Origin of the sequence: Methanosarcina vacuolata Z-761 (assembly GCF_000969905.1) — an archaeon.
Taxonomy (GTDB): Archaea; Halobacteriota; Methanosarcinia; order Methanosarcinales; family Methanosarcinaceae; genus Methanosarcina; species Methanosarcina vacuolata.
Genome location: NZ_CP009520.1, coordinates 1,100,001 through 1,126,280, shown reverse-complemented (window position 1 = coordinate 1,126,280; position 26,280 = coordinate 1,100,001). Strand labels below are relative to the sequence as shown.

The following is a 26,280-nucleotide window of genomic DNA, read 5'->3' as shown; positions in this document are numbered from 1 at the left end:
GCAAGTTCATGATTTCAATCGAAAAATACAAAAATCACTAGATTTTGGACCAGAGTCATCTCACTTTTTAAAACATATATGTCGTTCATATGAACTGCCAAAGATACATTTGAGTCATGGGGTCATATGAACCAGTAGGAATTATAGTCATATTTTGAGTATCCAGCCAATACAGGTTAAAATTAGAAGGAAAGGCTTAAAGAATATTGAAATGCAATCTCTAAATATATTTTTTAAATGTTGGGGAGCGAAGGAAAATAAATGACAAATAAGAAAAAATTGAATTCAATACCTTTAACCGCATCACTCTTGTTTTTTTTAATTTTTGGCTCATGTATAGCATCGGCTGGAACAGAAACTCGGCTCATTCATGGTGAGCGATTAACATCAGAAATATCTTTCTCTGGCAACTACGCTTTTTGGACAGAGAGTGCTGGGAATGACGTACATGCTTATGACCTGACTACAGGAAAACGAACAGATATTAGTGGTCATGCTGCAGACGGCCAAATTAATGCGCATGAAAAAACCCGCATAAAAACAAGTACTACTGCATTTAGTCCATCTATCTATAACGATAAAATCGTATATGCAGATAATCGCAATCTAGAGACCAATCCAGATGTAAGAGAAAATGACGCTGGCAATAGTACGGTGACGAAACCGAATAGTATTAATGTAACTCCCCCACAAGCACAGGTGGCAGATTTCGCTGCGCCTAACAATACTATAGTATATGGTTTTTGGCCCAGCTGGTCTTACCTTGAATCCTATCAACCAGATTGGAATACCTTAACTCATGTTTCATATTCTAAATGGACTGTAAACAGTGATGGCACACTTACGGACCCCGCAAATATGAGTAACTATTATGTAATTAGGAATCAGGCACATCAACGTGGAGTAAAAGTAACACTGTGTATCTATTCAAATGACCCATATGTAATGGACAGTGTAATTGCAAACCACCAGACAGATTTCATAAACAATATCTCAAATTCATTACAGATGTATGGTGCAGATGGAGTAAATTTAGACCTGGAAACACCGACCGATATAAACAGTATCACCGGGACTTCAAATGTTCCTTTATTTGAAAATTTAATGGCAAATCTTCATATAACGTTAAAAGCTGCGAATCCCGCTTATCATATTTCTCTCGATGTTCCCTGGGGCATAAAATATGCTGCGACCTTCAAAAACGCAAATCTGACAAAATATACCGATTCCGTTTTTCTCATGAGTTATGATTATTGTAATCGTAAAACCACTGCTCCCAATTCACCATATAACAGTTCAATTCGATATGATGCGATTGACTCGATAAGTGAAACATCAAAATATTTTAATAAAAGTCAAATAATATTAGGCTTGCCTTTTTATGGTTATGATTATTCGACAGACTCCAATCAACCAGGAGCAAATATTACCAGGGAACAAGCCATATTTATAGGAACTGCGGTGAATAATTCTCAGGTTCATGGCAGAATTTGGGACTCCGATTCCAATACTCCCTGGTATTTTTATAAGGCTGGTGATACATGGCATCAAGTATGGTACGATGACGATGAATCACTTAAATTAAAATATCAATATGCAAAATCCGAAAATCTAGGTGGAGTAGGTTTTTGGGCTTTGGGATACGAAAGAAATTATTCTAACATCTGGAAAGTGTTTCAATTAGATCCTGTAGCGGACTTCAGCGCCAGTGTCACGAGTGGCTATACCCCTCTCTCAGTCCAGTTTACCGACTTGTCGCAACACGCAATATTAAGGAATTGGAACTTTGGAGATGAAAACACTTCAACTGAGCAGAACCCATTGCACACTTACTCTGCAGCAGGAACCTATATTATTAACCTGACAGTAAGCAATGGAAATCATACGGCCTCAAAAACTGCTACAATAATTGTGTTTGAAGAAAACAACTCAAGTGGTGGCACTAGTGGAAGTGGTCATAGGAGCTCAAGCGGTGACAGTAGTGGAAGTGGCCATAGCAGCTCTAGTGTTGGAGGAGGTGGAGGCGGGTCTCCGGAGCTTCAAAGTAATGTCCAGGTAAAGGAACTTTCACAAGCTGCTGTTATAAATGGGAAATCTGTAACGTTCGATTTCCCAAAAAATGTAACCTGTGTTGTGTATGTGAATTTTGATTCGAAGAAAACTTTCGGGAAGACAACAGCCATTACTGAACAGCTCAAAGAGAAATCTTCTCTGGTTTCCATACTGCCCGACGGTGAAGTCTACAGATCCTTTAATGTCTGGGTAGGAAATGGAGGAATTGCAACCTCAAAGAACATGGAAAATCCAATCGTGTGTTTCAAGGTTGAAAAATCCTGGGTAAAGGACAAAGATATCGATAAATCTTCTATTACTCTTAATAGATACAACGATAAAAAATGGGAGCAATTTCCAGTAAGTCTTTTAGGAGAAGATAATGAATTCTTATATTTCACAGCCAAAACTTCAGGGTTCTCTTCATTTGCAATAACGGGTACAGTGAAACCATTACCTGAAGAAATTGTAACGAAGATAGAGATTGATTACCCTGAAACAATTAACAATACCTCAAGTAAAGAACCACAGACTGAACAAAACGAAATTCCAAGCACACCAGGTTTTGAGATTTATTACGGAATAGCCAGCCTGTTTGCAGTGCTCCTGTATAAAAGGAAGTAAAAAAGGCAAAATCCAGAATTAGATGTGAAATGAGAGGTTGATCCTCTCATCTTTTTTGGAGCGGAAGCGCGAACATACCACGTTGCTTGCAGCAGGATGCGCCAGCACAAAGTTGAATTTTGCTCCTACCTGCTTGAAAGATACAAGAACTATTAATAGTTTAAATTAATAATTGATATGAAAAGCTTTTATATTTTTATTATATATGCTTATATTGTGGGGAAGGATAATATGAGGCTGGTAAGTGATTCTTTCAACCTTCTTGATGTTCTGTCAAGTCTATGGAAGCTAAGAACTTTTTTTCAGCTACAGTTGAACCTATAAAACGACCAGTTATCATAAACTTAAAAGTACAGTAAATTATATGAAGAGGTGAAATCTTAATGAGTCACCAATTTCCTCCAAAAAGGAGAGGTCAGAAACCAAAATTTGATCATGAAAAAATCGAAGAACTCCTCAAAGCAGGTGAGAAACCCTTTAAAATTATGCTTCTATTGGGTTGTTCCTATGGGGTTTTACGATATGTACGAAAGAAAATGGGAAGAAAAAAAGTATAATTTTGAAAAAATATTATTTTGTATTCGGTTAAGATACGATTTATAAAATGTGTTGCTTTTAATGCATTTTCCCGTTAACCTATTATTGTTAAGTTTATGAGTCGTTGAGGTGAAAAATATGACTAAAAAACTATTTGCAATCACTTGTACCTTCTTATTCATAATAGGTCATATGTTCAAGCGATGGAAACATATGCAAAAATCTGTTTTCTGGCGAGGGTTTCTAAGCGAATCTATGTGGGTAGAAGACTATGGAAATCTATCGCTTTTCAAGAAGTTGGTTTTTTGGGTGAATTATCCTTTTTCTTATGCTAAATTTTTATGGGTTGTCGTATGGGATCGTATTGACAGATTATTCGCTAGAGACTCAAGAGCAAGATATACTAAAGTAAAGATGGAATACCAAAAATCATGTAAAATACAATAATAGAAAAAGTTATTAGTTATCTCGTATCAATAACCACTTTTCCATTTTCAGCATTACCTGCAGTCTTCACACTTTTCTCAAAAATTGAAAATTAGAGAATTTCAAACCGTTGAAAATGGGAATTATTAACCGCTGTTGACAACTTTTAAAGTTAACATTGTCCACTATCCAATTGTATTAACGAAACGAGTCTTGACAGGTAAACAAACTTTTTCACATAGATTTCTGTGCCTTAAATCTTACAGTATAATTCCAGAGATTTCCTGCAACTTTATCCAGGATAAAACCAGCTTCTTCTCCTAACTTAATAGTAGTAGATTTTAAAGGGTAATCTGGATCAAGTAAAAATTCTGTTACTGCAAGAATTCCACCAGGTTTCATAACTCTTTTCATCTCCTTTAAAGCCCTATTTTTGTCTGGGAGTTCCTGAAGAACTGTTACCGTATACACCAAATCGAATGAATTATCATCAAAGGGTAGTTTATGCACATCTCCTTCTACAAGCTTGATATTTTTGATATCTCTGTTTTCTGGTCTGGATAGTTTCTTCTTTAGCTGCATTAACATTTTTGGTTGAATATCAAGAGCGTATACCTCTCCTTTAATTCCACTGGCCTTTGCAGCGAAGGTTGTAAACGCTCCGCTTCCGCATCCAACTTCCAGAATACGCATTCCTTCTGTTATCCCGCTTCGCCTTATTACTTTATCAGGAGGTTGCAATTTTCTTCTAAAACCACTATCTAAAAAAGGTCCCATGAATGCTGGTGGTGAAAATACATAAAATCTTTTTAGAATTCTTAATGCAATTTGCAATAAAACAAAAAAACCTAAAATTTTCAGTAAAATCTTTGTAATTACCCGCATATCTAACCACTTTTAGAATACCAATATTTCTGAATTTCTTTAGTTCTGAAATTCATTTTTACACACTGAGATATTATCAAAAAAGCATTGGAGACTATGGAATCATTTGTTCTGAAACATAAAAGTAATTCCATGTTTGATGTAAGCGCAGCCAGATTGTTAGGCATATCTTATGAATTGTTTAGTCTTATTAATATAATAGTCATATCTGCGATATAAATTCAAAACTGTAATTAAAAAGTAAGTAATAAAGGTCATTATTCTATATTGTGATTATATCATGTCTATTTTCAATAAAGTCGATGTAGGCGGCTTAGTAGCATTCTGCCAGATATACAGTAAATATTGCTTTTAGCTCTCAGCTTTGAGCTTGAGGTCACATAGATAAATGTCTCTTACGTCAGGATATTTCGAATTTTTGCCATCTACATATACGATTTTATCTCCATATATAGATGGTTTAAATGCATTGGTGCTGGTAGTTATGCGGGTTTTTTTGGTAGTAGATATGTCATACATGTAGATGTCCCCAATACCAGAAAAGATAGCTAATGTATATACTATCCGTTTGCCATAGATTGCAGAATCAGTTGCATTTCCACTTTTGGTAACCGGAGTTATTTTGTGGGTAGTAATATCATACATATACACATTGCCTGATTCTGTCCATACAATGACATTTCCGTAGATATCGAGTCCGCGGGACTCGTAACTTGAACTATTTGTAGTTGTTATTATGCTTGTTTGGTGAGTACATCTGTCATACATGTAGATATCATAACCACCGCTGTTGTCAGCTTGAGACCATACAACTGTCTTATCATATATAGCAGGATATCCGTGAACAGTGGCTATTTTAGTCTCATTGCCAGTATTGAGATCGTACAGATAAATTCCGTCATTTTTGTGATCTTGACCATAAGAATAGTTGCTATTAGTATAGACTATATAATTGCCATAAATATCAGGGACATGCCGGTAAGATGCTATCATAGTAGGGGCACGCCGTTCAGATGCTATCATAGTTTCGTTACCTGTAGAAACGTCGTACATATAAACGGCATCACCCATATCACCAGTCCATACGACCTTATTTCCATGTGCATGAGTTCGGCCGGCTGCAGCATGACCATCAATATCTATTCGTTTTCCTGTAGTCAGGTCATAAGCATGTACATCATTTCCAGCACTTTCCGTCCAAAAAACATGGTTTCCATAGAATGATATTCCTGATGTTAATCGCTCACCATGAGTGAGCTGAGTTTCTGTTCCAGCCGATGCGACTGTTACTAATGCAACGAAAAGAAAGAAAATTAAAAATGCTAAAAGAACTTTATTTTTCATACTTTTCCTCGCTGATAAACTATTACCTCTGCACGCAGAATAATCCTGTAGAAAATCAGATTAGGAGCTAACATAGAGCAGTCCAGGAAAATCTAGTACTTTTCCCCATAAATTACTCAATAGGCTTTCTTGTGTGATGGCATCTGAGCTGGTACTATAAACGGAATTATATCAAGTAGACCTGAAAATCATTTACGATTAAATTGTATCTTCAGTAGTCGCTTTAAATTTTGCCTCTGCAAAAGATAGATTTTTAATTTGAAAAATTGATTAATGTTGACCTTAAATGAGCAGAGAATAAAGGAGAATATTATGTATGGAAATGTCTGAGAATGCAGAGAAAGAGTTCAACAATATGAACAAAATGTTTAAGGAAATAACAGGACCAGGCAGCAAGACAGCCATGGGAGTTTTACTTGCCAGACATTTTGAATCGCAGAAGCCCGAAGACGAACGAATCTGTTATGACCCGTATGCAGTCTATTTCATCAACCCGGAGATTTTGGAGTGGGGAGCTAACCATCCAGATGAAGCAAGAAAAATGCATGAGCAGCTGGACAAATTTTTTCCGGGAAGAAATAACTCAATCGCTGCTAGAGTCAGATTCTTTGACGACTTTGTTAAAAAATCAATAGATGAAGGTATCGAGCAACTGGTTATATTAGGTGCAGGATATGATTCACGTGCCTATCGGATTGAAGGATTGGAGAAAATCAAAACTTTTGAGGTAGACCATCCTGCTACACAAAATATAAAAATGGAAAAAATAAAAATTATCTTTGGCAGTTTGCCAGATCACGTTGTCTATGTCCCTTGCGATTTAGAAACCGAAGACTTTGGTCAAAGGTTGATAGACATGGGATATAGCCGGCACGTTAAGACTCTTTTCCTGATGGAAGGGCTCTTAATGTATCTTCAGCCAAAGGTGGTAGATGAAATCCTATCCTTTATTGTAAAGAACTCAGGAAAGAACAGTAGCATTCTCTTTGATTATTTTCCCCAGTCTGCAGTTGATGGAAGTTCTAAACTTGAGGCGGGGAGGAACATTCGGAATCAAGTATCACAGCTGGGAGAACCGTTTAAGTTCGGTATCAAGGAAGGAACAGTTGATATATTCCTTACACAGCGTGGATTTACACAGGTATACAATGTAACTATGGAAGATTGTAAAAAAGCCTATTTTCAAGGAATAAATAAAAACAGAATAGTTGATAGCCTGAAGTCTTTCGTCTACGCCGTTGTTCAATAAATTTAGTGTATCAGCTAAAAAGGAATAGCAACCGAAAGGACATGAGTAAATCGATAGAGTATAAAATGGAGAGATTATGAGCATATCCGAAAGTCAATGCATATCGTAAAGTTACTATCGGTCTGTAATATACAATACCAATCTGAGTATGAAACTGCTAGTTGTAAATATAAAGTAAGTAACAAAGTAAGTCGCAAAGTAAGTCACAATACTTTTCGGATAGGTTCTAAGTGCCATTAAAAGTCCAAATTACTTGAATCTGATTAAAAACGCTATTAGACAATATTTAATTTGAAAATCAGTACTGTGGAATATGAGATCTTCAATTGAGTATCTAAGAAAATTTGAAATCATAATTAATATTTAAATGTTGTTTGCTAACAAAACATTTGACATGGAAATATTATTTGTTCAGAACCAATTTTTCATATAATTTATTTTAAATAAGTTTAGGAATAATTGTAGGTTGTAACCCCACGAATAAGAGAACAGATTAAAACGAACGGATCAAAGCGAATGGATTTATGCCACCAAGAAAAAACGGATGGATCAACAAAAACGGGCACCAGAAAATAAGGTTGTGATGGAAGATCTCAACTCTTTTCGGTGCAAATATTGATCGCATGCAACGGTTCATGGACATATAATGCCCATGAACCCTGTTCTTTCCATAATTTTTATGTGCAAAGCCATTATGTATTTGCAAATTCACCCTTATAAATATAAATATAAGTATATATATAGTAGTCATCGGTGATACTTACAACTCGGAGTCTTTTCCACGGGTTTCGATGACTTCCTGATACAAATAAAAAACAAGGGATAACGGATTGTTGAATTGCTTTTATTAAGTCGGTTTTATTTTGCCATACCAACTGAATTGCATTTTTATGAGATAGGAGGAAGTCGAAACGGCTGAATACTGTACATATGAAAAATATGTATTAAAAAAGAAGCTTGAGATTCTTAAAAATAAAAGTGGAAATAACACAGAATTAATTTCCCTTTATATTCCTTCTGAGAAACAGATTTCAGATGTCATATCTCATTTGAGAGAAGAACATGAGCAGGCTTCAAACATTAAGTCAAAACTTACCGGCAATAACGTACAGGGAACCCTTGATTTTTTGTTGGCAAAGTTAAGATCTCTTAACAAAATACCCGAAAACGGGATAGTTTATTTTGCAGGAACTGTCAGTGCCGGAGCTAACAGGACAGGCATGGTAAATGAAGTTCTTTTTTCTCCGGAACCTGTTGTAGATTACATATATCACTGTGATTCCATTTTTTATCTTGAGCCCCTTGAGGAAATGCTCAGAGAGTGCAGTACTTATGGGCTCATACTTCTAGATCTAAGAGAAGCAACTATCGGTATGCTTGTGGGCAGGCAAACTGAGGTTATTAAGCATCTCCACTCCACCGTCCCTGGAAAACAAAGAAAAGGAGGGCAGAGTGCACATCGTTTTGAACAGCTCAGACGCATTTCGATTCATGATTTTTACAAAAGAATAGGGAATGCTGCAAGTGAGGCATTTCTTGAAGTGGAGCCATCTGAACTTAAAGGCATTCTTATAGGAGGGCATTCCCCGACTAAAGAAGAGTTCAATGAAGGTGGATTTCTACATTATGAGCTTCAGAAAAAGGTTCTTGGACTTTTCGATACAGGGTATACGGATGAATCAGGTTTTTCTGAGTTAATAAATGCAGCAGAGGATACACTCCAGGGTATTGACTTGATTAAGCAAAAGAAAAATATGAAATTATTTTATAAAGAACTCGCTACTGAATCTGGTAAAGTATCTTATGGAGAAGACAGTGTAAGGGCAAATCTGGAACTAAAGGCAGTTGATGTGCTTTTACTTTCTGAAGACCTGCGATCTGAAAGAGTAACTCTCAAATGCAGTGTTTGCGGATATGAGAATAAAAGAACAAGAAAATGGAAGTCCAATGAAGCTGTTCCTGCGGCTGGAAATTGCCCTGAATGTGGTTCTGCACTTGAAGTTACGGATACTACTGATATCGTTGGCGAATTCTCAGAACTCTCTGACATAGGCAATGCAAGGACTGCTTTTATATCAACAGATTTCGATGAAGGTTCTCAACTTATGATAGCTTTCGGTGGAATTGCCGCAATCCTTAGATATAGCACAGGGGTGTAGGTTAGTTCAGGAGTGTAGGTTAGTTCAGAAGTTTAGTAGTTAACGAATTATATTAAATTCAAAATAAGGATGTAGGAAACTGTAAATTTTATTCAAAAGACGTACAATCTTGCTCTGGCAAGTTCTATCCAACGTTACTGTTCTTTAGCTGTACTTTTAGTGGGGAAAACTGCAAACTACGGCGCCAGAAAAAGAAAGCAATTACAAGGCTTCTCTGAGTAAAGAGATAATAAAGATAATAGTAATTATTAAATAATAATAAATATCATTTAGTAATAGATATCATGTATATCTGAGTAAACCTGCTTTCACAGGTAATTTAGGTGGACATCAATGAAGCCCACAGAGAAAGCTGACATGAAATACACAAACCAGAGAGTCGAAATACTTACTTTCCTGCGCGAACATGATGGTCATCCCACTGTAGACGAAGTTTATGATGGGGTCAGGAAAAAACTGACGCGTATAAGCAAGGCTACTGTATATAAAAATCTTAAATTTCTTACGGAGAAAGGTTTACTGGAGGAGGTGAATGTAAAAGGAGTCTCAAGATTTGAAGCAAATTTCATTCCACATCACCATCTAATCTGCCGGGAATGTGGAATGATGGAGGATTTCAATTCTGAACAATTATTGGATTACTCGATGAAGATAGCTGAGGAGATAGAAGGATTTACTATTGTTTCAACGAGCACTAACTTTTATGGTGTCTGTAAGAAGTGTAAGGAGTCTCAGGAAATCTAAGGGATCTTAGAAATTTAAAGAGTATCGGGGAATCTAAGGGATCTCAGAAATCTAAAGAGTCTCAGGAATCTAAAAAGTTTCAGGAAACATAATTTGAGCAGAACATCAAGGGGAAACAATATGTTATCCGGGTGTACAATGGTATATTCTTCAGATAGTCAAATATATAGATCCGGTGACATACAGCATTTTACTTCAGATTCTCACTGATGAGATTGAGCATGAAGATGATCTGCAAATCATGGACGGAAGACATCGGCTTGCTTCAACGCAAATATGCTTGCAAATATGATCCTGTGAAGTAAGTAACAAAACGAGGGAAAACGAGGGGTAATGAATGATTGAATTGCTTTTATTAAGTCGGCTTCAGTTTGCCATAACAGCTGCGTTCCATTTCCTGTTCGTTCCACTAACATTGGGACTTGCATTGTTAGTGGCAGGTATGGAAACAATGTACTATAAGAACAAAGATGAAAACTGGCGAAAGATGGCCGACTTCTGGGGTAGGATATTCAAGATAAATTTTGCAATAGGTCTGGTATCAGGTCTTACATTGACTTTCCAGTTAGGCACTAACTGGGGTGCCTATGCAGAATTCATGGGAGATGTCTTTGGACCGCCTTTAGCTGTGGAAGCATTACTGGCTTTCTTCCTTGAAGGTACTTTCTTTGGCGCATGGATATTCCTGAACCGCGACCGTCAGAAACTAAAGGCATTTTCGATGTGGATGGTCGCTCTGGGCACTAACATTTCTTCATTATGGATTATCATTGCTAACGGTTTTATGCAGCATCCAGTCGGCTATAATATGGCTGCTGATGGGAGTAAGGTTGTTATGACAGATTTCCTTGCTCTAATAACGAACGGCTATGTTTGGTACATGATGGTACACACTCTGCTTGCAGCTTACCTGTTGACCGCATTTTTGATGATGGGGATCTGTGCATATCATTTCCTTAAAGGAAACAACAATGAAGTGTTCAAGAAGTCTTTCAGCATAGCAGTTGCCATAGCACTTGTGACTGCAGTCGTGCTTCCTGTTCTTGGTCACGGTTATGCACAATATGTTACTGAGCTTCAGCCTGCTAAAGGAGCGGCAATGGATGCGATATGGGAAACAGGTTCAGGAGAACCCATGTACCTGATACAGATACCTGATTCAAGCACTGGTTCAAATAGTGTTCAGTTGCTGGGAATTCCAGGTCTTGCAAGTTTCCTGTATACAGGAAGTTTCAGTGGAACAATAACAGGACTTAACCAGCTACCTCATGATGAATTGCCACCCGTGGAAATGATATTCTGGAGCTTCAGGCTGATGACAATTCTGGGGTCCCTATTCATTATCGAGGCTCTTTTAGGCTTATATCTTCAAAAATCAGGCAAGCTGTACACATCAGATAAGTATCTGAAGCTGATGATGTGGTCTATTCCTCTTCCATATATTTCCATAACTGCTGGCTGGATTGTAGCTGAGGTTGGAAGGCAGCCATGGATAGTATATGGTCTGCTAAAGACAGCAAATGGCATATCATCGGTTCCCATATCGGATGTGTTGTTAAGTATTACCCTTATAAGCGCATTCTATCTGATCCTGATGATCTTTGAGATATACCTCATAAAGAAAACCGTAGTTAATGCTACAGGAGTTGAGTGAATATGTTTGATTTCCTTACTCATGATATGCTTGCAGTTATCTGGTTCTTCCTGTGGTGTGTAATATGGGGGGTTTACTTCATTGCCGATTCCTTTTCCCTTGGAGCAGGTCTTCTAACACCCTTTATTGCCACAGATAAGGTGCAGAGGACACAAATCCAGAGCTCTGTTGGCCCTTTCTGGGGCGGTAATGAGGTATGGCTCATCCTGGCTGCAGGCGGAACATTTGCTGCGTTCCCTCTGGTATTCTCGAAGATGTTTACATTCCTTTATATTCCGATGCTGCTGCTGCTTATCGGCTTAATTGCAAGGGGAATTTCCATAGAATATCTCCACAAGGACGAGAATCCCCAGATACAGAAGATCCTTATGTTGGGATGGTTCGCTGGAAGCCTGCTGATTTCTCTGGTCCTGGGAGTTGCATTTGCGAACTTCTTCAAGGGGCTCGAAATCGCATCAAGAGGAGTTTATGAAGGTACTCTTCTAGGACTTTTCAGTCCGTATGCATTGCTAGGTGGCGTCCTTTTCGTGCTTATGAGTGTTACTTCAGGTGCGCTCTGGATCAATGTTAAAACTGAAGGTGCCATAGCTGCAAAAGCAGGTAATCTGGCAAAGAAGAGTACTCTTATTGTACTTGTACTTGCCCTGGTCTATCTGGCATATTCCTTTGTGGGTATCGAAGGTTTTACGATCAACTATTCAGCTACTCCAGCTCTGTATTTATTGCCAGTTCTTGCGGTAGTGGGAGCTGTCCTTGCTGTGTTTTTTGCAAAAAAGGACAGGGGATTCCCGGCTTTTTGCAGCAATCTCCTGACGCTTCTTTTTGTTGTTGAAAGTGGGCTTGCAAGTATCTATCCTTACATGCTTAAGTCCTCTATATCTCCTGAATACGGAATAAATATCTTTGAAGCAGCATCAAGCCACATGACTCTGAGCGTTATGCTTGGAGGAGCATTGGTATTCGTGCCCATAGTCATCATCTATCAGCTTTGGGCATATACTTTGTTCAAGGAGAAAATAAAAGAAACAGAGCAGGTTGAATACTGATCTACTTTCTCTTTTCTTTTACTTATTTTTCACTTTTTTTCACTTTATCTACAAAGAGATGAAAAATACTAACCTTCGCTAAATATCCCAAAGCATGAAAGCTTTGAAGAAGCTCAGGATATAAATAAAAAAAGTTAAATGATAAAACTATTATAAAAAGACTAAAAAGTCAGTTCTGCTCTATTTCACATGAGTTGAATTATCTCAGGCACTTGATCCTGATTTTTGCCCATAAATTAAAAAAATAAGGGCAGAATATAGAGCAAAGTTTAGAGACAGAACTATCCATTTAGTCTTTTTCTTCGTTCTCTTCAGGGTTCAGAAACTCTTCATAACACATAATACAGATACATTTATCTTCAGCGGTTATGTCTTCAGAGTCCACCTTGGGGCCACCAGGTTTTATAGTTCCTTTCTTTAATACATAGAAGTGTTCACCGAATTCGACGGGTTGCCCGCATCTCGAACATAAGAAGGGCGGATTCTCAACCGATTCAGTTGCACACTCAATGCATATCAGATCAGACTTATCCCCGTGAACGTCCTTGAATTTTATTGGTTTCATGTCCTGGCTGGTATCAACGACCAGCACGTCTTCCAGCAATTCCCGACCACAGATATTGCAATATTCTTTAGTCTTGTCGCCTCCCTTCATTATGTCACCTCTGTTCTTCAAAATAGTTTTTTTCACAAAATCATGCACTAAGCCTGCAGGGGTTTTAATGTCTCCTTTTTTTCACTCAACTTTATCCCTTTTTGGCTTATATTATAATTATATCAACTTAGATGTTTAAAACTATTTTTATTTAAATGCATTATCACTTAATTGAGAATCTTCCACATCGGGTTTTCTTTAAATATATTCTGAAATTAAATTCACAGCAGAAAATATGAGAAAGAAATCCAATAAAACAATGGGGAATCAAAAATGACAGATGACAAACGCATGATTTTAATTTATCACCATGATGATAATGACGGATGCTGTGCAGCCGTTATTGCTGGTAATTCCTATGACCGAAATGAATTTGACATAAAATTTGTTGCTATAAATTATGGAAAAGAGTCGTGGAGTGAGGGCGAAATAAAGGCAGCGGAAGAAGTATGGCTTGTTGACTTTACCAGCGATAAAATGGATGAATTTGTAAAGGTTTGCGGGCCTAAACTGATATGGATTGATCATCATAAGACCGCTGTAGAGAAATTTCCGGATCTTTGGAATTCAAGCAGTATTCCGGGTATTCGATCTCTTGAAAAGGCAGCCTGTGTACTTACATGGGAATTTACGCATCCTGAACTTACTTCCCCTCCGGCGGCTGTTGCCTATATTGGAGATAAAGACCTGTGGAAGTTTGAATACCCTGAAACCAGGGCTTTCAACGCAGGATTTAATCTGATGGTGAAAACCCCCTATGATGCCGTATGGGATGTGCTTCTTGGTCCGGAATATGAGGATACCGTAAACAATATGATATCTATAGGGAAATTGCTTCTCGAAGCTCAAAACTACAAGCTCCAAAAAGCCTTTGACCGTGGGGTGGATTGTACTTTCCATAACTGGAAAGCCAGGCTTGTAAACACTACCGGAAACATCTCCGAGCTTGGAGAGTTCATCTACAAGAAGCCTGAATATGATATTGCTGTCATGTGGCAGGCTGTAGAGGATATGGTGGTATTCAGCTTGAGATCCGATTCAGGAAATCCCAACTCGCCCGATTGTGCCGAAATCGCTCAACAATATGGCGGAGGAGGACACAGGAATGCTGCTGGATTCCAAAAAAAGAATATGGATTTTCCAGGCCTGCTTTTTACATGAAATTACCCCTGATGGCCTGGAGCATAATCTAGTCCTGAATTCTAACTTTATCGTGGGGCTATCAGGTAAAATAACTCCAATTTGACCTGGAAATCCCACCGACTCTTTTTTGTGGATTTTGCGTTTCTGTAAAATAGTACTTGAAGTGATCTTTTTTTCACAAATATCTAATTTATTCATACCCGAGCTTTTAGAAAAGTATTTATATTTTAAAACTACCTTATTCAAGAAAATTCGTCAGGATATATAAATAGTAGTGGGATCTATTGACCTGGAGGTTAGTTTACGTTTAAAAATATAATTCAGTTCTATAATGTAAATGGTTTGACTAGAAGTCCTTTTAAGCACAGTCTGACGGTATTACTTAACAATTTTATAAACATGGAGTTTAGTCCTCTATACTGGTTTACCCTTCCAGGTTTTGTTCTCTGTTCAGTAGGGTTATACGTAGGTCTTGATTTATTACAGACTTTCTATCTTGGCGGAAGTCTTACCTTCGGGCCAACGGTTTTGATGGTAATTCTTACCGTTATAGGGACGGGCATGATTTTTACCGGAATTTTGCTTCACTCTATCTCAGGTTTACTGCAGCATATAAGAGAATAAACTGATATCTTGGATTTACTGCAGCATCTATGGGAATAAACTGATAGCTCCAAAAGATTTACTTAATTAGCTTACCTAAAACCAATTTTGTTCTCAAATCAGTAAAGTTTCATACCTCTTTCATGGCCAGAAACTCAGTTAATTATTGGAACATGGGATTTAGAGAAACAATTTTAAGTTTTGGGATGAGCTCAATATTTTTTCTTAATATTGATTTCTGTTTTCCAGTAGTCTTTCTTAATAGTGTTTTTCTCTATCGCTAATAAGCTATATCAATATTGATCTGCGCAAAAGGAATAAGAAAGGCAATTGACTGAAAACGCATATGAAATTCTTCTAATCACAGGCACAAATAAATGAAAGTACTTGGAAGAACTTTCATGCCAAATAAATATAGAACAGTTTGGAACTATTGATGAGGATTTTACAATTAAATAGAGAAAAGCAAAATACAATGGTGAAAAAATCAAAAAAAAGGCGGTTTCATAAAGAAATCCGCCTTTTAAGCCTTAAACTCTATTCTGTCTTTTGCTGTTTTTAGAGTTTTAGCTTTGTTTTAACCTTTTCTGAATTCCAACATAGATCAGATCCGGCTTAAATATGTTTTCGGAGTCCGGGATCTCTGTCAGCTTCGGAGTCTCCGATTATATCGGAGAGGTTCCGTCTGCGCTTATTTTCAGTTTTTGCTGGTCTATGCCTACAAGACCTTTGCCAGGTTCATAGGCGCCTGTAAAGAGGAGGTAATTTCCTGGCGTGAGATCAAAGGCTGTCAAGGAAAGGGTATTCTGGTTCTTCTCGCCTATGCTTATCGTACCGTTACCTTCTCCAATAAGCGTCTGGAATCCGTTTGCAAGTTCACTCTTGTTTACGGAGCTTATGCCCAGGGTCCTGAGGTCGACATCGTTAACGGAAACATTGGTTCCATCTATTGTTCCATTGCTGTCAACTTTCATTTCAGCTTTATAGGCTTCTTCATTTATCAGCAGGGCACCGTAGGTAAACTCTCCGGCAGGTGCATTTTTCAGGCTCATCTGAACATCAAGGTTGTCGCCTTCCTTAATATTGTTGGCGGCCGTCGTTTTCAGTTCATAGTCAACTACTTCAAAGCAAGTGGCTGAAAGAACTTTCGTTACGTTTTCTTCTTTGTCGCCCGCAAGTGTTATGACGATGCCGTAACTCCCAGGCTCAAGAGAGTTAAATGTAAGGGGTTTAGACAGGTCTCCGCACTTGTCCAGAGTCGCGCATGTTTTAGTGTAGTCAACGCCTTTTAAGATTTCATTCAGGCTCTTGCATTTTGCATCCACAAGAGCTTTTTCCATGGAACTCACATCAAGCCCCTTGACAAGATAAATATTCACTGCTTGTTTCTTAAAGGCTACAGGACCGTTATAGTCCATTTTCACAGTCTGTTTTTCAGTATAAAACGGATGTGTGGAGTATGGATATGTGTATTTCAGTTCCTCGTCTTTGTCCTTATTTATTTTAAATACAATTCCTTCTTTTTCCACACAATTAGTCCCACTGTAAGTAAAGCTAAGAGGCTGTGGAAGCTGGATTTCTTTTCCTCCGGTGAGTTGAATCCATCCGCCATTATCTTGGCTGTCATCATGATCTGCAAAAATGGCGCTATCTCCATTTTTCTCTATAGATGCAATCCAGAGTCCTTTTTCGCAAACAGCGGCTGATACCGAAATAAGTGCGAAAATGCAGATTAGAGCAGCAACGGTTAATTTACATTTTCTGAGATCTATTCCATTTATTCCTATTTTTTTCTTCAATCGTTACACCCCTAAATTAATATTTGTTTTATCCCGGACTTTTGCTATATATTCCTACTTTTGTCTATTATCTACTTCATTAATTATTAAGCTTTCATCCGCGAATTTCTTTTTTAATTAAATTAATTCATATTCATATATTTTGTCTATTAGACATGTCTACTATTAATATGTATTTATAGTTTATCGAAAGTGTCTTCAAAGAATTCTAAAAACAATCGTATTTAAAATCCCTCAGTACATTATTATGACTTTTTCCTCTTTAAATAAACCACAAATAATATTAATACGGCTAAGACTCCTGCTATCCATATCTTCTGAGATTTCAGGTTCTGGAAACTCTCGGCAAGTATATTTTCTTCACTGGAAATATTTCCATTGTCTATTTCTTCTTTTATTTTCGCAGTTATTTCCCCGACTTCTCCCTCACTTGAGTTCTGTTCCGAGGAGTTTGTTTCTGAAGAGAGGCTTTCTGATGGCTGTAATTCTATTTGCTTTTTAGTGCCCTCAACGTTTACTTCAAAACCACCTGCTGGTATAGACTTAGTATTATATTCATAGCTGAGACTTCCATCAGAATCTACTTCAATCTCTTGCATGGCTGTTATCTTGAGTTTGACACTAGAACCACTTGCCTTTCCATCGATCCTGATCTTATATGTTCCTGGAGGGACATTTGACTGGGAAACGGTAGCAGTGCCATCTTTTGCCTCTGCGCTTCTAGTTAACCATAGGAGCAGCTTTGCTCTCACGTTCAAGTCATCTGCCCCTACAGCCTTCACGGTAAAACTGTTGTCAAAACCAGAGGGGATTACTACATCTTCAAGCAGGTACTCATATTCTCCATCCTGAACCTCCACATCTTTTTCGAAGGATACCAGCACTTTCGCGGTATCTCCCTCAAAACCGGTTCCTTTTATCTCCATTGTATCCCCAACAACTGGATTTTGGGGAGTAAGTTCCCAGTTACTTGAAGCAACTGCCCCAGGAGAAATGATCAGGAACAGGAAAACAGGAAGTAAAAACAGGAGCTTCAAACTTTCCATATTCTTTGGATTTTTGATAAATGTAAAAATGGGCTTTACAAACTCTATTTCTTCAGGAAGCAATTTCTTTAACCTCTCCTCTTAATATTTTCTGATTAGAAAGGCTATTGTCCATTGAATAGCTATATTATAGGTCTATTTTTCTTTATATATGGACTTAGTATAAAAATCCTAGACAGATATAGGACAAATAATAAAACTAGTTTATATATTTTTCTTTTTAGTATTTAGCGTTGTTTGCAGCAAAACATATCCAGTATACAGGTTTTTGCATTCAGCTATAAAGAGAAAGGATTATAGCCTGCTACATCCCTTCTCTCACTATTTTTTCAAGTTTTTCTGTTATTATCAAAGCTGAATGGAAATTTTCCAATCTGGTATTATGGTTTTACTTTCTTATTTTTTCATTTTCCTCAGCACAGCAAGCCCTATCAGCAGGGTTCCTGCAAATCCTAAAAGGAAAGAGGGAAGTTTTGGAGGGTTTTTTAAGACTTCTGCTAATGAATTTGCCTGAATGTATGGCGTGACATCTTCTAATATGAATGATTTTGGAGTTTCGAGAATGGACTTAATTCTCATAAGCGAAGAAATTTTATTTATTATTGAAGAGTCATTATCTCCGGTAGAATTCTCAGAACTAGATATCAAGACCGACCCGCGTGTACTTCCACTAGATTTTCCCACATTTTCCTGGACCGTATCTCCAGTACTTTCGTTATCTTGTTCTTCACTTGTGTTCTGTTCCGAAGAGTTCATTTCCGAAGTCAGGTTTTCTGAAGATTGTAATTCTATCTGTTTTGTAACGTCCCCAACATTTACTTCAAAATCACCTGCCGGTATAGACTTAGTACTATATTCATAGCTGATGCTTCCATCAGAATCTACCTCAACTTCTTGCACGGCTGTTATCTTGAGTTTAACACTAGAGCCACTTGCCTTTCCATCGATCCTGATCTTATATGTTCCTGGAGGAACGTTTGTCTGGATAACGGTAGCAGTGCCATCTTTTGCCTCTGAGCTTTTAGTTAACCATAGGAGCAGTTTTGCTCTCACATTCAGATCCTCAACCCCTTCTGCCTGCACAGTAAAGCTGTTGTAGGAGCTGGAGGGGATTATTACATCTTCAAGCAGATACTCGTATTCTCCATCCTGGACCTCCACATCTTTTTCGAAGGATACCAGCGCTTTCGCAGTATCTCCCTCAAAGCCGGTCCCTGTTATCTCAATTGTATCTCCAGAAGCGGGATTTTGGGGTGTAATTTCCCAGCTACCTGAGGCAGCTGCTCCGGAAGAACTAATAAGGAATAGGAAAACCGAAAGCAAAAGAAGGAGTCTCAAATTTTCGTTATTTTTCAAATTATGGATAAATGTAAAAACTGGTTTTATTGGATTAATTTCTTCAGGAAGCAATTTTTTGAACCTCTCCTCTTGGTATTTTCTTGACTAGAAAGGCTATTGTCCATTGAATAGTGTATTAAAGGTCCACTTCTTATATCTGGACTAATTATAAAAATTCTAGACAGATATAATAATGAATGATAAAACTGGTTTATATATTTTACTTTTTAGTATTCCACACTGCTTACAATAAAAAATGTGTATCCATATACAGGTTTTTAGGCAGTGCACAATTTTTTCTGTAAAATCACAAATCTAATAAATTACGGGGTAGAAAATTCTATATAAGGGGATCAATTTCTCCATTGTACGCAAAAACTTGACTTCAAATATACAGCAAATTTGAGGCTGTAGGTTTTACATCAAGTATTAAGGAGAAAGAATGGAGATAGTTAAATCCTTCTCCTTATATTTTTCAAGTTTTTCTGTTTTTATTAAGGCTGAATGGAAATTTTCCAGTCTGGTCTTCTGGGTTTAATTTATCGGTTCCACTTCTTTTTCCTCAGTGCTGCAAACCCTATCAACAGGGTTCCTGCAAATCCTAACATGAAGAGGGAAGGTTTGGAGGATTTCGCACGATTTTCTGCTAATGAGTTTGCCTGAATACTTAGCTTGACATATCTGGATATGAGTGATTTTGGGTTCCGAGAATGGACTTAATTCCCGTAAGCTGAGAGGTTCTTAATTTCATCTAAGATATACTTCCGAAGGTATTTTCCGGATATGGATTTCAAGTCCAATCCGTACGAATTTTCGGGGGATATTCTCAGCTTTTTCTGGGCTATACCTGCCAGACCTTCATTATTTTCATAGGCTCCTGAGAGGAGGAGATAGTCTCCTGGGGGAAGTTCCAGGCTTTTTAGGGAAAGGTTACTCTGGTTTTTCTCACCTATGCTTATTGTACCATTATCTTTTCCTATAAGGGTCTGGATCTCGTTCTTAAGTTCATCTTTTTCATTTTCGGATTCATATCCACTCAAATTTGTTTCCAAACTCCTGATAAGGTCAACTCCGTTCACAATAGGCCTTATTTTAGTGGTCATCCAGATTGATTTCGTGCCTTTAGATGCTGTATAGGCCCCATCCTTTATCAGTAAAGTCCAGTAAGTATAATTATCCTTATCAGGTGCATTCTGCAGATCCAGGTTGACTTCTACGTTTTCGCCTTCTTGAATGGTATACGGGACTCTAGCTTCCATTTGATATTTGAGAACTTCAAAATATTTTGCTAAAAGGATCTCTTTTTCGGATCCTGTTTTTTCCGTTTCGTTTCCGGGAAGGGTTATAAGGGTCCAGTAACTTCCGGCCTGAAGAGGGCCCAGTGTCAGAGGAGAAAGGTCTCCGTTCTTGTTCAGGGTTGCAGGTATCTTGGCATAAGCTTCGGTATCATTGTTTAAGACATTCTCAAGCCTAATTGTGCTTTCATTCAGACTTGAAATTTCATTTTCTGGAGAACTCGGGCTGTGTTCCTTGATGAGGTATATATCCACATTCTGTTGTCCTAAAGCTTCAGGTCCGTAGTAGCTTAACTTTATGCTCTCATTTACGGTGTAAAATGAACGAAGGGAATAGGGATATGACAATATGAATATCATATTGTTCCAGCTATTTTTCTCTGTTTTTATCTCAGGTGTTATCGACTCGTTTCCCTGGCTGTCTGTCCAGTTATATGCTTTTACTTCAGATGTATCTCCAGGGCTTTCGTCATCATTTCCTTCAGTTGAATTCTGGTCAGAGTAGTTCATTTCTGAAGGCAGACTTTCGTTATTTTGTTCTTCACTTAAGTTCTGTTCCGAGGAGTTTGTTTCTGAAGGAAGGCTTTCTGATGGCTGTAATTCTATTTGCTTTGTAATGCCCTCAACATTTACTTCAAAATTACCTGCCGGTATAGACTTAGTATTATATTCATAGCTGAGATTTCCATCAGAATCTACCTCTATCTCTTGCATGGCTGTTATCTTGAGTTTGACACTGGAACCATTTGCCTTTCCGTCAATCCTTATTTCATATGTTCCTGGAGGGACATTTGTATGGGAAACGGTAGCAATGCCATCTTTTGCTTCTGCACCTTTAGTTAACCATAGGAGCAGCTTTGCTCTCACATTCAAATCATCTGCTCCTACAGCCTGCACGGTAAAACTGTTGTCAAAACCAGAGGGGATTACTACATCTTCAAGCAGATACTCATATTCTCCATCCTGAACTTCCACATCTTTTTCGAAAGATACCAGTACTTTCGCAGTATCTCCCTCAAAACCAGTTCCTTTTATCTCCATTGTATCCCCAACAACTGGATTTTGAGGAGTAAGTTCCCAGTTGCTTGAGGCAGCTGCTCCGTGAGGAAGAATCAGGAACAGAAAAACAGGAAGCAAAAACAGGAGTCTCAAACTTTCCTTATTCTTTGGATTTTTAATGAATGTAAAAACGGGCTCTATTAACTTAATTTTTTCAGGAAGCAATTTTTTAAACCTCTCCTCTTTGTGTTTTCTTGACTAGAAAGGCTATTGTCCATTGAATAGCTATTATGAATCGATGTATTATGAATCGATGTATCATGAATCGATGCATTGTGAATCGACGTATTATGAATCGATGTATTATGAATCGATGTATTATGAATCGATGTATTATGAATCGATGTATTATGAATCGATGTATTATGAATCGATGTATTATGAATCGATGTATTATGAATCGATGTATTATGAATCGATGTATTATGAATCGATGTATTATGAATCGATGTATTATGAATCGATGTATTATGGATTTACTTCTTACACCTAACTTATTTGTAAAAATTCTAGACAGACATAAGGACAAATAATAAAACTGGTTTATATATTTATTCTTTTTAGTATCTTGTATTGCTGCAGTAAAACCCATCCAGTGTACAGGTTTTTGTATCTAGCTGTAAAGAGAAAGGATTGTAGCCTTCTACACCCTTTCTCTCGATCTTTTTTTCAAGATTTTTGATTTTTTTGTAACTGGATGGAAATTTTCCGACCTGTTTCACTAAGTTTAGTTTACGGGTTTCATTTCTTTTTCCTCAGTACTGCAAATCCTATCAGTAGGGTTACTGCAAATCCTAACAGGAAGGAGGGAAGTTTTGGAGGGTTTCTTAAGACTTCTGCTAATGAGTTTGCCTGAATATATGGCTTGACATCTTCGAGTATGAATGATTTTGGATTTTCGAGAATAGACTTAATTCCCATAAGCGGAGAGTCTTTGAATTTCGTCGAAGATTCATCACCGAAGGTATTTTCTGAGCCGGGTTTCAAACCCAATCCTGATAAGTTTTCGGCGGATATCCTCAGATTTCCCTGAGATATGCCTGTCAGGCCCTCATTATTTTCATATGCTCCTGTAAGGAGCAGGTAGTTTCCTGGGGGAAGGTCCAGGCTTTTCAGTGAAAGGTTGTTCTGGTTTTTCTCACCTATGCTTATCGTACCATTATCTTTCCCTATAAGGGTCTGGATCTCGTGCCTAAGTTCGTTTTTTTCGTTTTCGGATTCATGTCCACTCAAATTTGTTTCCAAACTCTTGATAAGGTCAACTCCATTCACGATAGGCCTGATTCCGGTGGTCATTCTCCAAGTTGGGTTCGTGCCTTCAAATGCTGTATAGGCGCTATCTTTTATCAGTACAACCCAGTAAGTATAATTATTTTCATTAGATGCATTCTTCAGATCCAGGCTGACTTCTAGGTTTTCGCCTTCTTGAAGGGCATACGGAGCTCTGGCTTCCAGTTGATATTGGAGAACTTCAAAATATTTTGCTAAAAGAACTTTATTTTCTGATCCTGTATTTTCCTCTTCGTTTTCTGCAGGAGTTATAAGGATCCAGTAGTGACCGGCCTGAAGAGGGTCCAGCCTCAGTGGAGTAAGGTCTCCTTCTTTGTTCAGGGTCGCAGGTATCTTGACATAAGCTTCTGTATCATTGTTTAAGACATCCTCAAGACTAATTGTGCTCTCATTTATATTATATGAAGTTCCATTTTCTGGAGAACTCGGACTGTATTTCTTGATAAGATATATGTCCACATTCTGATGTCCTAAAGCTTCAGGTCCATTATAGCTTATATTCACATTATCATTTGTAGTATAAAACGAACGAAGGGGATAGGAATATGACAGTATTAATTTAATATTGTTCCAGCTATTTTTCTCTGTTTTTATCTTAGGTGTTTCCGACTCATTTCCCTGACTGTCTGTCCAGTTATATACTTTTATTTCATTTACTTCCTGACTCAGACTATTCGTCCAGTTTTCTTCAGATTTCACTACTTCACTTTCCACACTATTTGTGCCGCTGGAAGTTCCTGTGTTGTTGGAAGTTCCGGTGTCGTTGGAAGTTCCTGTGCCATTGGAAGTTCCTGTGCCTTTGGAAGTTTCGTTGGAGGTTTTGGTTTCAGTGTCCACTTCTGAACTTTTTACGCTTTTCGGTTCAGTAACTGTTTCGGTTTTTGTTTCATTTTTCGCGTTGGTATTGTTTTGGACGACTGTTCCATTTGCTGTTATTATTTTATATTTTAAGTCAGATACATTGCTTTCTGAACTGGTTGTTTTATTTTCATTAACTACTGTTTTATTTGCTGTTATTATTTTGCATTTACAGTTAGATCCATCGCTTTTTGAACTCGTTGAGTCATTTTTTTCGCTGTATTCCTGGCTATCCGTATCTTCACTGTCGGATTCATTTTCTTGAGCGACTGTTTTATTTACTGTTATTAGTTTATACCCGTTAGATACATTAGTTTTTGAACTCGTTGAGTCATTTTCTTCGCTGTATTCCTGGCTATCCGTATCTTCACTGTCGGATTCATTTTCTTGAGCAACTGTTTTATTTACTGTTATTAGTTTATACCCGTTAGATACATTAGTTTTTGAACTCGTTGAGTCATTTTCTTCGCTGTATTCCTGGCTATCCGTATCTTCACTGTCGGATTCATTTTCTTGAGCGACTGTTTTATTTACTGTTATTAGTTTATACCCGCTAGATACATTAGTTTCTGAACTTTTTGAGTCATTTTCTTCGCTGTTTTCCTGGGTTTCTGTACTTGTTCCTGCTTCTGTTTTTGACTTATTATCTTCTACAGTTTCCTGAGTTTCTGTACTTTTGTTTTCTCCTATTTTATACACATTGTAATGTAAAAGAGAGTTAGCTAATTCAGTCCCTTGCTCAGTATCTTCTACTGTTTCCTGAGTTTCTGTACTTGTTCCACTTCCGGCTTTTGACTTATTGTCTACTACTGTTTCCGGGGTTTCGGTACTTCCTTCTGCCCCTGTTTTTGACTTATTATCTATTACTGTTTCCTGAGTTTCTGTACTTGTTCCGCTTCCGGTTTTTGACTTATTATCTATTACTGTTTCCGGGGTTTCGGTACTTATTCCGCTTCCGGTTTTTGACTTATTATCTATTACTGTTTCCGGGGTTTCGGTACTTGTTCCGGTTCCAGTCTTTGACTTATTGTCTACTACTGTTTCCGGGGTTTCGGTACTTATTCCGCTTCCGGTTTTTGACTTATTATCTATTACTGTTTCCGGGGTTTCGGTACTTGTTCCGGTTCCAGTCTTTGACTTATTATCTATTACTGTTTCCGGGGTTTCGGTACTTGTTCCGGTTCCAGTCTTTGACTTATTGTCTACTACTGTTTCCGGGGTTTCGGTACTTATTCCGCTTCCGGTTTTTGACTTATTATCTATTACTGTTTCCGGGGTTTCGGTACTTGTTCCGGTTCCGGTTTTTGACTTATTATCTATTACTGTTTCCGGGGTTTCTGTACTTGTTCCAGTTCCGGTTTTTGACTTATTATATACTACTGTTTTCTGGGTTTCTGTACTTGTCCAGCTTCCAGTTTTTGACTTATTATCTACTACTGTTTTCTGGGTTTCTGTACTTGTCCCGCTTCCAGTTTTTGACTTATTGTATACTACTGTTTTCTGGGTTTCTGTACTTGTTCCAGTTCCGGTTTTTGACTTATTATCTATTACTGTTTCCGGGATTTTGGTACTTGTTCCAGTTCCGGTTTTTGACTTATTATATACTACTGTTTCCGGGGTTTCTGTACTGTTTCCTCCTGATTTTTGTTCAAGATTTTCTTCATCTTCTATGCAGTACAGACATTCATCCTCGTTTTCATCTTTTTCTTCACTTTTCGTGCAGGATGAACATTTGCTCCCGGTATCGTTTTTTTCATCACTTTCTATGCAGTAGGAGCACTTATCTCCGGTATTATTATCTTCGCCACTTTCTGTGCAGTCAAAGCAGTCAACTTCGGCATAATTTTCGTCTACTATGCAGTACAAACAGTTATCCTCTGTCTCATTACTTACTCCAGTATCTGACTCATGTACTATTTTGTCCCCTGTCTGACTATTGGTTTTGCTTTCCGCACCTGTAGCTGATATTGAAATTACTGAAAAAATTAGAACTAAAGTAATACAGATTAATCTCCATTTTCTACCAGATGTTTCATTGTAAATTCCTGTTTTTTTCTTCAATAAGTGCACCCCTTAATTATCCTCTTTTCTGCGTAAGTTTAGGTTTTTACATTTCTTTATGCATTTTATATGTGATTTGAAGTTTTATTTTAGCATGATTTGTTATTCTGCAAATTTATCAAGATAAATATCTTTTATTACAAAGATTTTAAGGGAATTTTAATAACATGTTTATATTTTATAATGAACTATATTCTGTAAAGTCTTTTCATTTTTCAAATTTTTTTATCTTTGAATAACCTGTAGTAACAATAATATTATTAGGACTCTTGAGTCTACTTATCTCGACTTTTCATTACTTAAACTCTTCTTTCTTAGTTCAAATTCCCTTAATATATTTTCCTTCTGGATTTGACTTGGATCAAAAAGAAGTTTTACTTCCAGAGCCAGGCTTTCTGCAGATTTCTGCTTGA

At 37.5% G+C, this 26,280-nt stretch carries 15 protein-coding genes and 1 pseudogene; 8 read left to right on the top strand and 8 right to left on the bottom strand.

Annotated elements, in window-relative coordinates; translation table 11 throughout:
• Nucleotides 1-261 precede the first annotated feature (261 nt).
• Nucleotides 262-2,676, top strand: coding sequence for a PGF-pre-PGF domain-containing protein (locus MSVAZ_RS20765; RefSeq protein WP_052727885.1), 2,415 nt, complete (start codon nucleotides 262-264; stop codon nucleotides 2,674-2,676).
• Between the two features lie 1,197 nt (nucleotides 2,677-3,873).
• On the opposite strand, the gene MSVAZ_RS04815 is transcribed toward MSVAZ_RS20765, so the two are convergent.
• Nucleotides 3,874-4,524, bottom strand: coding sequence for a class I SAM-dependent methyltransferase (locus MSVAZ_RS04815; RefSeq protein WP_232316218.1), 651 nt, complete (start codon nucleotides 4,522-4,524; stop codon nucleotides 3,874-3,876).
• Nucleotides 4,525-4,875: 351 nt separating this feature from the next.
• A complete protein-coding gene (locus MSVAZ_RS04810) occupies nucleotides 4,876-5,868 on the bottom strand; it encodes a hypothetical protein (RefSeq protein ID WP_048118704.1) in 993 nt (330 codons plus the stop codon).
• A 355-nt stretch (nucleotides 5,869-6,223) separates the two neighbouring features.
• Between MSVAZ_RS04810 and MSVAZ_RS04805 the strand changes: the two genes are divergently transcribed.
• The 5 genes and pseudogenes from MSVAZ_RS04805 to cydB all read left to right on the top strand — a co-directional run bounded on the left by MSVAZ_RS04805 (nucleotide 6,224) and on the right by cydB (nucleotide 12,720).
• The gene (locus MSVAZ_RS04805) at nucleotides 6,224-7,117 is read left to right on the top strand and encodes an SAM-dependent methyltransferase (RefSeq protein ID WP_231592445.1); all 894 of its coding nucleotides are present in this window, start codon (nucleotides 6,224-6,226) and stop codon (nucleotides 7,115-7,117) included.
• Nucleotides 7,118-8,031: 914 nt separating this feature from the next.
• Nucleotides 8,032-9,276: pseudogene (prf1, locus tag MSVAZ_RS04800) on the top strand (peptide chain release factor aRF-1); the annotation flags it as partial.
• Between the two features lie 333 nt (nucleotides 9,277-9,609).
• Entirely contained in the window at nucleotides 9,610-10,020 is a 411-nt protein-coding gene (locus MSVAZ_RS04795) for a Fur family transcriptional regulator (RefSeq protein ID WP_048118699.1), read from the top strand.
• Nucleotides 10,021-10,357: 337 nt separating this feature from the next.
• Nucleotides 10,358-11,674, top strand: coding sequence for a cytochrome ubiquinol oxidase subunit I (locus MSVAZ_RS04790; protein WP_048118696.1), 1,317 nt, complete (start codon nucleotides 10,358-10,360; stop codon nucleotides 11,672-11,674).
• Nucleotides 11,675-11,676: 2 nt separating this feature from the next.
• Nucleotides 11,677-12,720, top strand: coding sequence for a cytochrome d ubiquinol oxidase subunit II (gene cydB, locus MSVAZ_RS04785; RefSeq protein WP_048118694.1), 1,044 nt, complete (start codon nucleotides 11,677-11,679; stop codon nucleotides 12,718-12,720).
• Between the two features lie 289 nt (nucleotides 12,721-13,009).
• Here cydB and MSVAZ_RS04780 read toward each other — a convergent pair whose 3' ends face one another.
• Entirely contained in the window at nucleotides 13,010-13,375 is a 366-nt protein-coding gene (locus MSVAZ_RS04780; RefSeq protein WP_048123708.1) for a hypothetical protein, read from the bottom strand.
• Between the two features lie 273 nt (nucleotides 13,376-13,648).
• Here MSVAZ_RS04780 and MSVAZ_RS04775 point away from each other — a divergent pair, with 273 nt between their 5' ends.
• Nucleotides 13,649-14,536 carry a DHHA1 domain-containing protein gene (locus MSVAZ_RS04775; protein WP_048118691.1) on the top strand — a complete coding sequence of 296 codons (888 nt, stop codon included), beginning with the start codon at nucleotides 13,649-13,651 and terminating at the stop codon, nucleotides 14,534-14,536.
• A 381-nt stretch (nucleotides 14,537-14,917) separates the two neighbouring features.
• The gene (locus MSVAZ_RS04770; protein WP_052725343.1) at nucleotides 14,918-15,142 is read left to right on the top strand and encodes a hypothetical protein; all 225 of its coding nucleotides are present in this window, start codon (nucleotides 14,918-14,920) and stop codon (nucleotides 15,140-15,142) included.
• Nucleotides 15,143-15,786: 644 nt separating this feature from the next.
• On the opposite strand, the gene MSVAZ_RS04765 is transcribed toward MSVAZ_RS04770, so the two are convergent.
• The 5 genes from MSVAZ_RS04765 to MSVAZ_RS18710 all read right to left on the bottom strand — a co-directional run bounded on the left by MSVAZ_RS04765 (nucleotide 15,787) and on the right by MSVAZ_RS18710 (nucleotide 25,867).
• Complete coding sequence (locus MSVAZ_RS04765) at nucleotides 15,787-16,920, bottom strand: TIGR04279 domain-containing protein (RefSeq protein WP_048118684.1); 1,134 nt, start codon at nucleotides 16,918-16,920, stop codon at nucleotides 15,787-15,789.
• Between the two features lie 245 nt (nucleotides 16,921-17,165).
• Nucleotides 17,166-18,029: a hypothetical protein gene (locus tag MSVAZ_RS04760; protein WP_052727884.1), complete on the bottom strand. Its 864-nt coding sequence runs from the start codon at nucleotides 18,027-18,029 to the stop codon at nucleotides 17,166-17,168.
• Between the two features lie 333 nt (nucleotides 18,030-18,362).
• Nucleotides 18,363-19,376 (bottom strand): hypothetical protein, encoded by a 1,014-nt coding sequence (locus MSVAZ_RS18715; RefSeq protein ID WP_052727883.1) that lies wholly within the window; start codon nucleotides 19,374-19,376, stop codon nucleotides 18,363-18,365.
• Nucleotides 19,377-20,020: 644 nt separating this feature from the next.
• Nucleotides 20,021-21,823 (bottom strand): TIGR04279 domain-containing protein, encoded by a 1,803-nt coding sequence (locus MSVAZ_RS19240; protein ID WP_084626071.1) that lies wholly within the window; start codon nucleotides 21,821-21,823, stop codon nucleotides 20,021-20,023.
• 576 nt (nucleotides 21,824-22,399) lie between these two features.
• Entirely contained in the window at nucleotides 22,400-25,867 is a 3,468-nt protein-coding gene (locus MSVAZ_RS18710) for a TIGR04279 domain-containing protein (protein ID WP_052727882.1), read from the bottom strand.
• Nucleotides 25,868-26,280 lie beyond the last annotated feature (413 nt).